The organism is Psychrobacter sp. S1-30-MNA-CIBAN-0213, assembly GCF_040309845.1.
Lineage (GTDB): Bacteria > Pseudomonadota > Gammaproteobacteria > Pseudomonadales > Moraxellaceae > Psychrobacter.
In genome coordinates this window covers 22,573-35,417 of sequence record NZ_JBEOPE010000010.1, presented here as the reverse complement: position 1 = coordinate 35,417, position 12,845 = coordinate 22,573, and the positions used below count along the sequence as shown (strand labels likewise).

9 protein-coding genes are annotated in these 12,845 nt (G+C 43.3%); 5 read left to right on the top strand and 4 right to left on the bottom strand.

The genetic code is table 11. The features are described from left to right. Positions 1-225: 225 nt before the first annotated feature. Together AAEY87_RS10170 and AAEY87_RS10165 are read left to right on the top strand one after the other, a co-directional pair. Positions 226-939: an RluA family pseudouridine synthase gene (locus AAEY87_RS10170; RefSeq protein ID WP_350657086.1), complete on the top strand. Its 714-nt coding sequence runs from the start codon at positions 226-228 to the stop codon at positions 937-939. 191 nt (positions 940-1,130) lie between these two features. Then, positions 1,131-2,726: a flavin-containing monooxygenase gene (locus tag AAEY87_RS10165; protein WP_502945471.1), complete on the top strand. Its 1,596-nt coding sequence runs from the start codon at positions 1,131-1,133 to the stop codon at positions 2,724-2,726. A 7-nt stretch (positions 2,727-2,733) separates the two neighbouring features. Here the strand turns inward: AAEY87_RS10165 and AAEY87_RS10160 are convergent, their stop codons facing one another. Beyond that, the gene (locus AAEY87_RS10160) at positions 2,734-3,675 is read right to left on the bottom strand and encodes a D-2-hydroxyacid dehydrogenase (RefSeq protein WP_350657084.1); all 942 of its coding nucleotides are present in this window, start codon (positions 3,673-3,675) and stop codon (positions 2,734-2,736) included. Positions 3,676-4,231: 556 nt separating this feature from the next. On the opposite strand from AAEY87_RS10160, the gene rapA reads away from it, so the two are divergent. Both rapA and AAEY87_RS10150 read left to right on the top strand, forming a co-directional pair. Further along, positions 4,232-7,123: an RNA polymerase-associated protein RapA gene (rapA, locus tag AAEY87_RS10155; protein WP_350657083.1), complete on the top strand. Its 2,892-nt coding sequence runs from the start codon at positions 4,232-4,234 to the stop codon at positions 7,121-7,123. A gap of 408 nt (positions 7,124-7,531) precedes the next feature. Further along, positions 7,532-8,434 carry an acyl-CoA thioesterase gene (locus tag AAEY87_RS10150; RefSeq protein WP_068038243.1) on the top strand — a complete coding sequence of 301 codons (903 nt, stop codon included), beginning with the start codon at positions 7,532-7,534 and terminating at the stop codon, positions 8,432-8,434. Between the two features lie 30 nt (positions 8,435-8,464). Here AAEY87_RS10150 and mutY read toward each other — a convergent pair whose 3' ends face one another. From mutY to AAEY87_RS10135, 3 genes are all read right to left on the bottom strand, one after another. Further along, positions 8,465-9,712: an A/G-specific adenine glycosylase gene (gene mutY, locus AAEY87_RS10145; RefSeq protein ID WP_350657082.1), complete on the bottom strand. Its 1,248-nt coding sequence runs from the start codon at positions 9,710-9,712 to the stop codon at positions 8,465-8,467. Positions 9,713-9,934: 222 nt separating this feature from the next. Next, a complete protein-coding gene (gene ylqF / locus AAEY87_RS10140) occupies positions 9,935-10,888 on the bottom strand; it encodes a ribosome biogenesis GTPase YlqF (RefSeq protein WP_068329631.1) in 954 nt (317 codons plus the stop codon). Positions 10,889-11,199: 311 nt separating this feature from the next. Continuing rightward, on the bottom strand, positions 11,200-11,937 hold the full coding sequence (locus AAEY87_RS10135) for a dienelactone hydrolase family protein (protein WP_068038234.1): 738 nt from the start codon (positions 11,935-11,937) through the stop codon (positions 11,200-11,202). A 362-nt stretch (positions 11,938-12,299) separates the two neighbouring features. Between AAEY87_RS10135 and AAEY87_RS10130 the strand changes: the two genes are divergently transcribed. Beyond that, positions 12,300-12,800, top strand: a complete 501-nt coding sequence (locus AAEY87_RS10130) for a YcgN family cysteine cluster protein (RefSeq protein WP_502945470.1) — start codon at positions 12,300-12,302, stop codon at positions 12,798-12,800. Positions 12,801-12,845 lie beyond the last annotated feature (45 nt).

Genomic DNA, 12,845 nt, shown 5'->3' with positions numbered 1-12,845 from the left:
AAAATGTGCCATTATATTAGCATGTTTGCCAAGTCTTAACAGATAGAGGGCAGTTAAAATGCTTAACAACTAGTATTAGTACAATAAATCGAAACACAAATTAACAGATGCTACATTATCTGTAGAAGATTACTTATACTATTTTATCTTCCTAAAAACATATTTAACAATTCAATTATGTTTTTTTAATTCATTTAAATCAATTTATATAAGCAGCCATTTTTTATGCCTTTTACTGATGACGCCATAAACGCTCTGAATCTACAAGAATCTCAGTATCCCCTAGAGTTTTTTCAAACATTTGCGCAACAAGTTACTGTTTATGAGGATAAAGACATTTGGGTAGTAGATAAACCTGCAGGGCTATTAAGTGTCGATGGTAAAACGTTAAAGGTAAGTATGCTGGCTCGACTTGAGCGTGCTAACCCCAATGTGAAGCTTATTCATCGATTGGATATGGATACCTCAGGGCTGCTTATATTCGCAAAAAATGCGGCTGCCCAAACCAATATCAGTAAGCAGTTCATTGATAGATTGCCACAAAAAACCTACCAAGCCCGCGTTTTTGGCATATGGGAAGACGTTGGTGCAACTGGCAGAATATCGGTGCCAGTGCGTTATGAGCCTACCACTAAACCGCGTCATATCGTTGATCGTGACTGGAGCAAAAACGCCTTGACTCTATACGAGGTGCTCGCTCATGAACAATGCAACGGTCAAGCGGTAACACGTGTAGCGCTAAAACCGGTGACAGGGCGTAGTCATCAACTGCGCGTCCATATGGTACATGCTGGCCATGTCATTATCGGTGATTCTATTTATGCAGAAGGCCTAGCGTTAGAAATAGCGCCGCGTTTGAACTTACATGCTCAGCAGTTACGCCTAAAACATCCTGTGCTTGGTGCTTGGATGGACTGGGAAAGTTCAGTACCGTTTTAAATTTGCAGCACTCTCGGAAAATAAAAAGCTAAGTTGAAGGTCTCAGTGGAACATTTAAGGTTTTAATCAAGCGAAGTAAGAACGCTAACTAGATGGCTAAAACGGCTTAAGTGTTTGTAGTGATGCGAGTCGATGGTAAGAAGATATTGGAGTAGGACAAAATTATGGTCAGTATTAATTCTATAAAAAATATGACAAAAGGTCGCCTAGCACGCTCAAAACCTCAATCGAACACACCAGCAGATTATGAGGTGTTAATAATTGGTGCGGGGATATCTGGGATTGGTATGGCGTGTCGTTTGCAGCAAAGTCATCACAAGCTATTTAATCGTAAGTCCACAGTCAAAAAAATGAGTAAACGTCGCAAAAACCAAAATAAACTTACTGAGCCATTTATCATACTAGAAAAGCGTGCAGACTTAGGTGGTACATGGGATTTGTTTACTTATCCTGGTATTCGTTCAGACTCTGATGCCTTGACCTTTGGCTATAGCTTTCGGCCTTGGTTAGATCATAAAATGCTAGCTAAAGGTGACGACATTAAAAGCTATATAGCTGATACGGCGCATGAGTTTGGGGTTGAAGAGCAGATTCGTTATCAGCATGATGTGCAGCAGATATCTTGGTCAAGTGTCGCCAAGCAATGGACAGTGATGGTCAAAAATAATGCCAGTGGCGAGGTGTATACGATTACAGCAAATTTCATCATCGGTGCGACTGGCTATTATGATTATGATGCAGGATATAGACCGCATTTCGAAGGAGAAGAGCAATTCCAAGGTGATATCGTGCATCCACAGCACTGGCATGATGTGGACTATAACGATAAAAATATCGTGGTGATTGGTAGTGGTGCGACGGCGATGACCTTAGTGCCAGCATTAGTCGATCCTGATGGTCAACAGTGCGCTCGCCATGTAACCATGTTGCAGCGCTCGCCAACGTATGTAGCAAGTGTGCCTGGTGATGATTACGCTCTTGATTGGCTATCGGGTAAGTTTTCACCCTTATCAAAGCCTCAGGCTTATACCTTACTGCGTACGCGTAACGTTCTGATGCAACAAGGCCTATATCAATTTGCTACCCATGCACCTAAAGTCCTGAAAGCAGTATTAAAACATGGCGTCAAAAAAGAGCTTAAAGGCAGTGGTGTCGATGTCGCCCACTTTATGCCTACTTATAATCCGTGGGATGAGCGCCTGTGTGCGGTACCCGATAGCGATTTATTTACCGCATTGCATAGCACGCGGGCAACGGTCGTTACCGATCAGATTAGTCATTTTACAAAGACAGGGATTGCACTAAAATCAGGCTATCATATAGAAGCCGATATGATCGTGACGGCAACGGGGCTTAAACTCCAGATGCTTGGCGGGGCAGCGTTATATGTCGATGGACAGCCCATTGATGTAGGTGCGCGCATGACTTATAAAGCGGTGATGCTTGAGGGTGTGCCTAATATGGCGATAATGTTTGGTTATACTAATGCTTCGTGGACATTAAAGATTGATCTGGCTTGTCAGTATGTGGTTAGGATGCTCAAGCACATGAAAAAGCACCGTTATAGCGTAGTTTTTCCGCAGGCTATAACGGAGCAAAAGCAGGTACAGATACAACCAGATACGGTACTTGGTGCGCTATCAGCAGGGTACGTGCACCGCGCACAAGATGAGCTACCCAAGCAAGGCGATCGTTATCCATGGCAAGTGACGAACAACTATTTGAGTGACCGCATTATGCTCAAATATCGTAAAGTTGAAGATGATTGGCTACGTTTTACACGCTAAAACTCTATTAATTATTAGTGATAAAGTCTGCGACTTGTTCGCTTAGCATTTGCCATAGAGTCTCTTGCGCGCTTTTGCTACCCCATGCATTATGCGGGCTAAATATAACGCGCGGATGGTCGCTAATACTTAATAACGGGTCATCTGTGGTGATAGGTTCTTGCTCAAAGACATCACTGCCATAGCCAAGGATTTGTTCATTATGTATAGCGTCAGCGAGTGCTTGACTGTCGACGATACCGCCGCGCGCGACGTTAACGAGTAGCGGCTGCTTGGTCATTTTTGCCAAGGTATCTTTGTTGATTAAATGCTGGGTATGCTCGTTCAATGGGCAATGTAAACTAATGACATCAGCATTAGCAAGTACTTCATCGAATGCCGTATAGTCATCATTGCGCGGTGTGCGTCCTTGATGTTCTGCCCACAATACGGTCATGCCAAAAGCGCGCGCTATTTCGGTCACGCGTTTACCGATAGTACCTACACCAATGATACCTAGTGTCTTATCTTCTAAATCGATGAGTGAGACATCAAGCAGACAAAAATTACCATTGTCTCGCCACGTACCATCTGCTACTTTTTGATGATAATGAATGCCAGCACGCATTGCATTGAGCATCAGCATAAAGGTATGTTCAGGAACGCTCTTGACCGCGTAACCTGCGACATTATATAAAGTAACATTGTGCTCTTTACAAGCCTCTTGATCGACGTTGTTCATACCGGTGGCAGTCAGCTGAATGAGCTTAAGTTTAGGTAACTTGGCAATCACTTCAGTAGTAATCTGAACTTTATTGGTGAAGATAATCTCAGCATCTTGGCAGCGCTCAATGATGAGGTCGGAATCTTCAGGTGTATCATCGTAAGTAATATAGTCAGTGACGCCTGCTGGTGCTGGCAAGTTTACGCCATCGGAAAATGTTCCTTTATCTAAAAAAACTGCTCGCATAATTGTTCCTTATTTATAAGATTTCTTATCTTGTTTTTATTAAAATGTGTGGAGTGGGGTAGTCGGTTATAATTTTTCTAGTGAGAGAGTATAATTAACTTCTGCTGTCTAGCAGAATATTTGCTACTTAGGATAGTACCTGCTCAATGTAGCATGCTTTGCGCAAAAATTAAAAATACGATAGGAAGTAAAATAATAGCCTTAAATATATTAGCTTTGATAATTTTTAGACGTATTTATAGATATAGGTATCTCACTATTGTCATTACTATAAGTTTCATAAAACGCGAACCACTCTATTATCTATATTCCTCATCAATATGCTCTTGAAAAAGCAACTTATTGCACGCATCTAGCCGGTAACGTTATATAATGGTGCGCCTTACTGGTTTGGCCAGATAAAAGCTTAACCAGATAATATACATATGCATCTTCTAAACTATGATGCCTGCTTAATATAGTGACAATTTTACTATGCTAATGTGTTTCTTCACGTTTAGTGTAGTCGCTGTTACTGCCCATTTTCTTATCATCTGAGTACAAAAGACATCGCCTTATGACTATCTCTGCCGCTTCATTGCACAGTACCGAATTCGCCGTTGGTCAACGCCATTTATCTGATACTGAGTCCGAGCTTGGCTTGGGCGTGGTTATCGATGTCGATGACCGCTGTGTACATATTTTATTTCCGCAAAGCGAAGAGACCCGCGTCTATGCAAAAAGCTCGGCGCCATTATCACGTGTTGTATTCAAAGTCGGTGATAATATTTGCGATCAAGAAGGTCGTAACTATGTCGTGACTGCTGTTGACGAGGTAATGGGTGTCCTGAAATACGGTGTCGATGAACATGCCAAAGGCATTATGGAAACCCGCCTTGCCGCAAATATCACGTTGGCAAAACCACTTGAGCGTCTATTGGCGGGCCGTATTGAACGCGGTGATTGGTACGATTTGCGCCAAGATATCCTACGTATGCAATCAGCACTAGCGGGTCATCCACTTAAAGGTTTGATGGGTGCACGTGTCGATATTATCGAGCATCAGCTTTATATTGCGCATGAAGTTGGCAAACGTATCGCGCCGCGTGTATTGCTTGCCGATGAAGTCGGTCTTGGTAAGACCATCGAAGCAGGTTTGATTATTCATCAGCAGCTTTTAACTGGTAAGGCTGAGCGCGTTCTTATATTAGTCCCTGATAGTTTGCAGTATCAATGGATGATTGAGTTACGTCGACGCTTTAACCTTAACTTTGCGCTGTTTGATTTGGTCCGTACCGCTGCCATTAAAGAACATGATCCTGAGCAAAATGTATTTGCCACTGAGCAATGTATTATCGCTGGTATGGATCTATTACTTGACCATCCTGACTTGTATGACCAAGCGATGGAAGCAGGTTTTGATTTGCTAGTAGTCGATGAAGCGCATCATCTACATTGGGATGAAGCGGCAGGCGGTAATGAAAAATACGACTTAATCGCGGATTTCGCTGAGGAAACCCCTGGTGTCATGTTGCTAACGGCTACTCCTGAACAACTGGGCGTCCAAAGTCACTTTGCGCGTTTGCGTTTGCTTGACTCTGATCGCTTTGATGATTTGGATGAATTCATTGCAGGTCAAGAAGCCTTTGCGGAAACTGCCGCTGTGGCTGGTGTATTGATAGAAGATAAGCCGTTAAATGATGGACAAATCGCTGCCTTGACAAGTCTGTTGGATTTAAGCGCAGATGAACTCGCAACGATTAATGAAGATGAAAAGTTACGTACTTATGCACTGAATGAGCTGTTAGATCGTCATGGTACAGGGCGTGTGTTATTCCGTAATACTCGTGAGAGTGTCAAAGGGTTTTATGGTCGTAGCAGTCAGCCGTATCCATTACCGCTACCTGAGGCATGGCAAGATAGCTACCAGACGACAGGTAAGCTACGTGAGCAGCTATGGGGTGAAGAAAATCAACCTGATGGCAGCTGGCTAGAAGATGACCCACGTGTACCGTGGTTGATTGATATCTTAAAAGGTGAGTTGAAACACCAAAAAGTATTGTTGATTGCCCGTAGTGGCGCGACAGTTGAGAGCTTGGAGGCAGTATTGCGTCTGCATGCTGGCATTAAGACGGCTATCTTTACTGAGCAGATGACGTTGCTTGAGCGTGACCAAGCAGCAGCATTCTTTGCTGATAGTGAAGGCGCACAGATACTATTATGTTCAGAAATTGGCTCTGAAGGACGCAACTTCCAGTTTGCAAGTCAGCTGATACTATGGGACCTGCCAGCTAATCCAGATACCTTAGAGCAGCGTATCGGTCGCCTAGATCGCATCGGGCAAACGCAGCAAATAACTTTACACGTGCCTTATGTACAAGGGACGGCTCAAGAGCGTCTATATCATTGGTATAACAGCGCGCTAAATATGTTCAATCAGATATCTCCGACCGCTCAAAGCGTGCAAGAGCAATATATTCAAACGCTCAAACCGTTGCTCGAAGGCGCAGATACTGCTGAGAATCGCGATACCTTAAAAGCTCTCATCGCAGAAGCGCTACAAATGCGTTTGGCTCTAGAGGCACAGCTGCAAGCAGGGCGTGATCGTTTGCTTGAATACAACTCGTGCCGTCCACGCGTGGCTGGACGTATCGCTGATGCGATGCGCGACTTTGATGGTCACAATGTATTGCCGCAATTTATTGAGCGCTTTCTGGCATCAGCCAATGTTGATTACAGCATCCAGCGTGATGGTTCTTGGGTACTTGCACCGCTCGATAGTACTGAGATTAGCGAGTATATTGAAGGCTTGCCGCTGGGTGATGAAGAAGAAGGTATGACGTTGACCTTCGAGCGTGAACTAGCGCTCCAACGTGAAGATATCGAGTTTATTTCTCATGAGCATCCACTGATGCGCGCGATTTACGAGCTTGCTAGTACGAGTACCTTTGGTAATACGACGGTGGCAATGCTTAAGAGCAATGCTATTCCTCAAGGTATGATTATGCTTGAGGTGCATTTTAGAGTTGAAGCGATTGCCCCGAAATTACTAAACCTACCAGCGACGTTGCCGACTCAGAACATTCGCGTCTTTATCAGTGAGCAAGGTAGTGATTTATCCGAGCGTATTAGTAGCGAGATGATCATGCCGCATATCGACCGCTTGGATAAAACCCGTGCGCGTCAAGTCGTTAAAGTGCGTGGCGATGTGATTGAGAGCCGTTATTATGAGGCTGAAGAGATTGCACGCGCGCAGCTAGCCGATATCGGAGAGCAAGCAAGTGCACGCTTTAGCCAGCAGTGGTCACGTGAGATTAAACGTCTTAAGCATTTGCAAACCATTAATCCTAATGTGCGTCCCGAAGAAATTGAGCGCCTAGAGCAGTTGCAAGCACAAGGCGAACAAGCGCTAGCGAACTTATCGTTGGTGCCAGATTCTATCCGTGTATTAGTTGCTGTAAAGCCGTAACTACTATAAATGGTATAAGAAAAGAGGTGCTCAATAGCGCCTCTTTTTTGCATAATCATTTATATTTAGAATAATGTCTGGTAATTCGATACACTTGCGTAACAAAAGTCTAACCTAGGCAGTCAGGCTAATGCTAGGTAGCAAGCTTTTAGCAACTGGTCAAAGCTTGCAATATTGGTTAAGATGTTTCCTCTGTTACATTATTGCTCATTATGGCAAGACCAATGCATTATTAAATAGTAATTTACTGCAAGCTCTATTATTTACCATTATTACTCATACTATTATTACGTATCAAAATTTAATGATAAATGTCATTTCTAAGTACTGTTTTAGGCTATTTTAAGCCGTATCGTAGTAACTTCGCTTGCCGATGAATGTCGCTGAAAAATAAGGAAACTTACTGCCATGTCTGATTATTCACAATTGATTGATGAGTTGCTCGCTACGGTAGCGCTTATCGAGGTCAGTCCTGATGTATTTGAAGGCAAAAGCCATGATTACGTTGGTGCACGTATATTTGGCGGGCAAGTACTGGCTCAAGCCATAATGGCTGCTGCCCAAACACTTGATACGGATAAGCCTTGCCATTCGTTACATGGGTATTTTTTGCGTGGCGGTGATATCAATCAGCCAGTGATTTACAAAGTAAGACGTTTGCGTGATGGTCGTAGCTTGTCAGCACGTGAAGTAACAGCGATTCAATATAAGCAAGCACGTGGTAAGCCACCTGTTGAACAAGTAATATTTTCGATGATTGCTTCATTTGCACCGATGGAAGACGGTTTGGAGTATCAAGAAAATATGCCCGTTTATCCACCACCTGAAGATCTACAGACTGAGCAAGATTTAAAAGAAGGCTATGTTGGCAAAGTGCCAGATGCGCTTAAAGCTCGTTTTATGCGTCGTCGTCATGTGGAGATTAAGCCTGTCAAGCCACGCGATCCTATACATCCAGAGCCAACGAAACCTAAGCAAGCCAACTGGTTACGTATTCGTGAATTGGGCACGCAGCCAGTTGCTATACAGCAAGCGCTCTTGGCGTTTTCCTCTGATTTTTATTTGGTGGGAACAGGGCTCATGTCTCATGGCGTCAGCTTTATGACTAGCGGTCTACAAGCGGCTAGCATTGATCATTCAATGCACTTCCACCGCAGTTTTGATATAAATGATTGGCTGTTATATGACATGTGGAGTGATACGACATCCAATGCTATGGGGCTCAATCATGGTCAGTTTTGGCAAGATGGCAAGCTGGTCGCCACCGTACAGCAAGAAGGGCTCATGCGCTTGCGAGTGCCTAAGTCTTAAAAAGTCTTAAACTTAGCTCTACTCTAAATTCTAACCTTCTATAATTTTTCCCATTGCGCGCGGTAAACCTAAGCTGTCCTCAGCTTGCTGCGCAGTTAGCCATTTAAATTCTATTTCTGCAGCGCTTAGCTTGCCATTTAACTCGACTATTTTTGTAGCATCGATTGCTAGCTGACGCGGTGTCAAATACCAATGAAAGTGAGTCAGTGAATGCTTAATCGGTGCGTCATCCAATAAAAAGTTACTGATTGATTTTGTTACTAATTCGTTCTTTGCTAGCCATTCATGGATAATTTGCTCAGCGGTAGTAAATTCCGCTTCATATATTTTCTCATTGCTACGTACGTCACTTGGCACAGCCAATAGCTTATCGTCGTTCGCAACTTGTTTTTTATCAGTCATTTTGCCACTAGCTTTGCCATCAACTTTCTCTACAAATTGTAGCGGCAAACTCCATAATCCACCCCAAATGCCGTTATCAGGGCGCTGTAACCACAGTATGTCACCGTCTACACTTTGAATAAGTAGAGCATTGCTAAACTTGCTTGGTTTGGGTTGTTTTTTTGCTTTGACTGGATAATCGGTTTCGCGACCTTGCGCATGTGCCAAGCAATCATCCTGTAGTGGACACAATAGGCAAGCAGGCTTGCTACGCGTACATAAGGTTGCGCCCATATCCATCATGGCTTGCGCAAATAGCCCTGAACTCTCTCTAGGGGTTAAACGCTCTGCCAATGCCCATAGCTCTTTAGTGGTGGCAGACTTAGTAATGTCACCGTCAATCGCCGCCCAGCGCGTCAGCACTCGTTTAACGTTACCATCACAGATGACGCCATAACGATGCAGTCCCATCGCCATAATCGCGCCAGCGGTAGAAGGCCCAACACCAGATATCGCTTCCCAACCTGCTAAGGTTTGCGGAAAGTCGCCCGTCTCATCAATTATCTCGACCAACTGCTTTGCGCCTTTATGCAAATTCCGTGCGCGAGCATAATAGCCTAAACCCGCCCAATGCTCCGCCACTGTATCCCACTCTGCTTCCGCTAAATCTTGCACTGTCGGAAAGGTGTCCATAAAACGCGCGAAGTAGGGCAGTACAGTCGTTACTTGCGTCTGTTGTAGCATGACTTCCGATAACCAAACGACATAAGGATTGGGAGTATCAGTTTGGTGCTGCTGCCAAGGTAAATCGTGGCGACCGTTCGTTTCGAACCAGTCAAGTAGGCGTGGGGCGAAGGAGTCGAGAGAATTAGATGACTGAGAAAAATGAGTAGGCAAGAGTATTCCTTGTAAATCAAAAAATGAATATAGAATTTATGATTAAGGTGATTTATGGGGTGTGGTAAGGGTTGATGCAAGAGAATAGGTTATGATAAAAATAGCTCGAAAATATCATTTAAGAAATATTTCCAATAATAAAAAGTAAGTATTACTTTAAAATGAGCCAAGTTTGGCTCATTTCCTTATAAAATACTGATGAGTTCTAAGTGAACACCAGCTCTACTTCCGATTCTTCCGCGCACGTTTTTTACGTAAACGCTTTTCCTCTAACTTAGCCTCTTTTTTGGCTTCCGCTTGTGCGCGTATCTCTTCTACCAATAATAGCTCCGCTTCCCGCATTTTTGGCGTCTCTAACGTAATGCGTCCCAGTGTGCCACTGCGTAGCTCATTCACTAAAATCTCAGACATACGGTAAGTATCAACGATGCCGCCTCTTTTTAGCAATCCTCGGTTACGTCCAGCAACTTCGAAAAACTCCCAATCAGTCTTTGGTAAATCTTCAACTTTATAACGTTCTTTAAGCAGCTCAGGATATGCCCCAATTAAATATTCAGCGGTGTACCCAGCCACATCAGCAAAATCAAAAGCTGTGTCTTTAATGCCACCCGTGGCAGCCAAGCGATAGCCTGAATTTGGGTTTTCAATTTTTGGCCATAGCATGCCAGGCGTATCATAGAGCATGATGTCATCATCGATTTTGATCAGCTGCTGTGACTTAGTAACGGCAGGTTCATCGCCAGTTTTGGCAATACTACGTCCAGCTAGACTGTTAATCAAAGTCGATTTACCAACGTTTGGTATGCCCATGATAAGCACCTTAATTTGCCTACCAGTGCCTACTTTGTTAGGCATTAACTGCTTACATATCTGTACGATGCGTTTCACTTCGCTGGACTTGTTATCGTCACAGGCTATGGCTTTTACTTGATCCTGACTTTCTAAATACTCAATCCACGCTTGCGTTTGATTGGAGTCGGCAAGGTCTGCTTTATTGAGGATTTTGATGACAGGTTTTTGTCCACGTAGCGCTGCTACCATAGGGTTTTCACTACTGTATGGAATGCGAGCATCAATGACTTCGATGACCACATCCATCTCTGGCATAATTTCTTTAATCTCGTTACGGGCTTTATTCATATGTCCAGGGAACCACTGGATACTAGCGTTACTCATTGATATAACAACCTTCTTTAAATGGAGTGCCAAAAGTAAGACAATAGGTTTTTACTTTTGTGATGAGGTTAAGTTTACTACACAATGAGAAGTTGAATGCACCTAAAGTAGATTGCTCGTTTTATTTTAATTTGCTCAAGCGTCTTACTATAGGAATTTTGAATTGAAAAAAGCCGAAGTCAGATATAGTTTTATACTATCGATAATAATTTTTCGCACAAAAAAGCAGAGTATGACCAGCATACTCTGCTAAATTTTTACTCAAGTTCTTGTTAAGCTAGAAGGCTTTGTTAATTTAAACTGTTAAAGCATTAACCTAAATTAGCTTTCATAAACTCTAGCATATTTTCCCAGCTTTGCTTGGCAGCGGCTTCATTGTAGCCAAGATCTACATCATTCTTGGCTGCGCGCTCATCTGCATGCGGGTTGGTAAAGCCATGCTTGGCGTTATCGTATACATCAACAGTATAATCAACATCAGCAGCATCTAGCTCAGATTTCAGACCTTCGATAGCGTCCATTGATACCATTGAATCATCGCGACCGTGGGCGACCAATACTTTAGCCTTGAATTTGTCGTCCGCTGGCTGTTTTGCTGATGGGTTGCCATGGAAGGTTGCAACTGCTTTTAATGGCATGCCTTCGCGTGCCATATCGAGGACAACTTTACCACCGAAGCAATAGCCAATCGCGCCTAAATTATCGCCATTGACTGCCATTTGGTCGCTAAAGTCGTTAAGAATCAAGCGGCAACGCGCCATCAGCATGTCTTGATCTTCGAGCACTTGCTCCATCCACATATTAGCCTGAGCTGCATCAGAGGTCAGTTTACCTTCGCCGTAGACATCCATTGCCACGGCAGCATAACCTGCTTTAGCCAGATTTTCAGTGATTGTTTTAGGATGATCGACCACGCCCCACCATTCAGGTGCGACTAGAATGCCAGCGACAGGATTTTCATCTGAGGCGTCTTCTGGCAGCGCAACATAGCTAATTAGTTCAATGCCATTTTCAGTGGTACTTATCAATTCAAAGGTCTTAATTGACATATTATTGTCCTTTTTTATATTGTGAGTTTTATTTAGTTGTATAGTTAATCTTAGATAAAAAAAGTACAATTATTATAGTGTGCTACACGGATAATTTTTCCTTACTTGCTGTGCCTACGCAGACAGAGGCTGCGCAAAATTTAACCCAGTAGCACTGTATTTTTTAGTAGATCGACTATATTTGTACGTTTTCAATTGTCTGACTCGTTCTACCTTAACGCCCGCGACCAACAAAAACAGCTATAATACTGTAACGCTGTTTATCAAAATGATACTGCGACTCTATAAAACGCTACTGTAATTCTATGAGGCTAAATTTGTTACATCAATCAAGTTCATTTTCAGAGAAAGCATCTGAGACAATATCTAATACAAAGTCAGGTGAGGCAAATGATGCCACGCTACGGCCACAGTTTTGGACCCAGTTTAAGCTGTCTGAATTAAACCATAGTGAGTGGGAAGCCTTGTGTGATGGCTGCGGCAGTTGCTGCTTAATTAAATACATTGACAATGATGACGACGAAGAACTGGTCGAGTATACAGATGTGACTTGCCAGCTAATGGATTGTACGACGGGTTACTGTAAGCATTATGATGCACGTCAAGAGTACGTGCCAGACTGCATTCAATTAACAATTGAGAATTTGCCGAACATGATGTGGCTGCCAGCCCATTGTGCATATAAGCGTTTATATAAAGGTCAGGCATTACCGGATTGGCATCTGCTATTAACTCAAGATGCGGTAGTAACGCAGGAGCAAATGCGCGCTGCTAACATAGGGGTGGCAGGGCGCTGCGTCTCCGAGAGTGGAATGTCTGATGAAGAGATGGAGACGCGAGTCGTTAATTGGGTGAGGCCTTAGTTAACTTGAAGGTTTATTTATCGAAAGTCTTAGTTACTAAAAACC

Excerpts from the sequence above, each read along its gene's own strand:
- AAEY87_RS10170 (WP_350657086.1), top strand. The coding sequence starts at position 226 with ATGCCTTTTACTGATGACGCCATAAACGCTCTGAATCTACAAGAATCT.
- AAEY87_RS10165 (WP_502945471.1), top strand. The coding sequence starts at position 1,131 with ATGACAAAAGGTCGCCTAGCACGCTCAAAACCTCAATCGAACACACCA.
- AAEY87_RS10160 (WP_350657084.1), bottom strand. The coding sequence starts at position 3,675 with ATGCGAGCAGTTTTTTTAGATAAAGGAACATTTTCCGATGGCGTAAAC.
- rapA (WP_350657083.1), top strand. The coding sequence starts at position 4,232 with ATGACTATCTCTGCCGCTTCATTGCACAGTACCGAATTCGCCGTTGGT.
- AAEY87_RS10150 (WP_068038243.1), top strand. The coding sequence starts at position 7,532 with ATGTCTGATTATTCACAATTGATTGATGAGTTGCTCGCTACGGTAGCG.
- ylqF (WP_068329631.1), bottom strand. The coding sequence starts at position 10,888 with ATGAGTAACGCTAGTATCCAGTGGTTCCCTGGACATATGAATAAAGCC.
- AAEY87_RS10135 (WP_068038234.1), bottom strand. The coding sequence starts at position 11,937 with ATGTCAATTAAGACCTTTGAATTGATAAGTACCACTGAAAATGGCATT.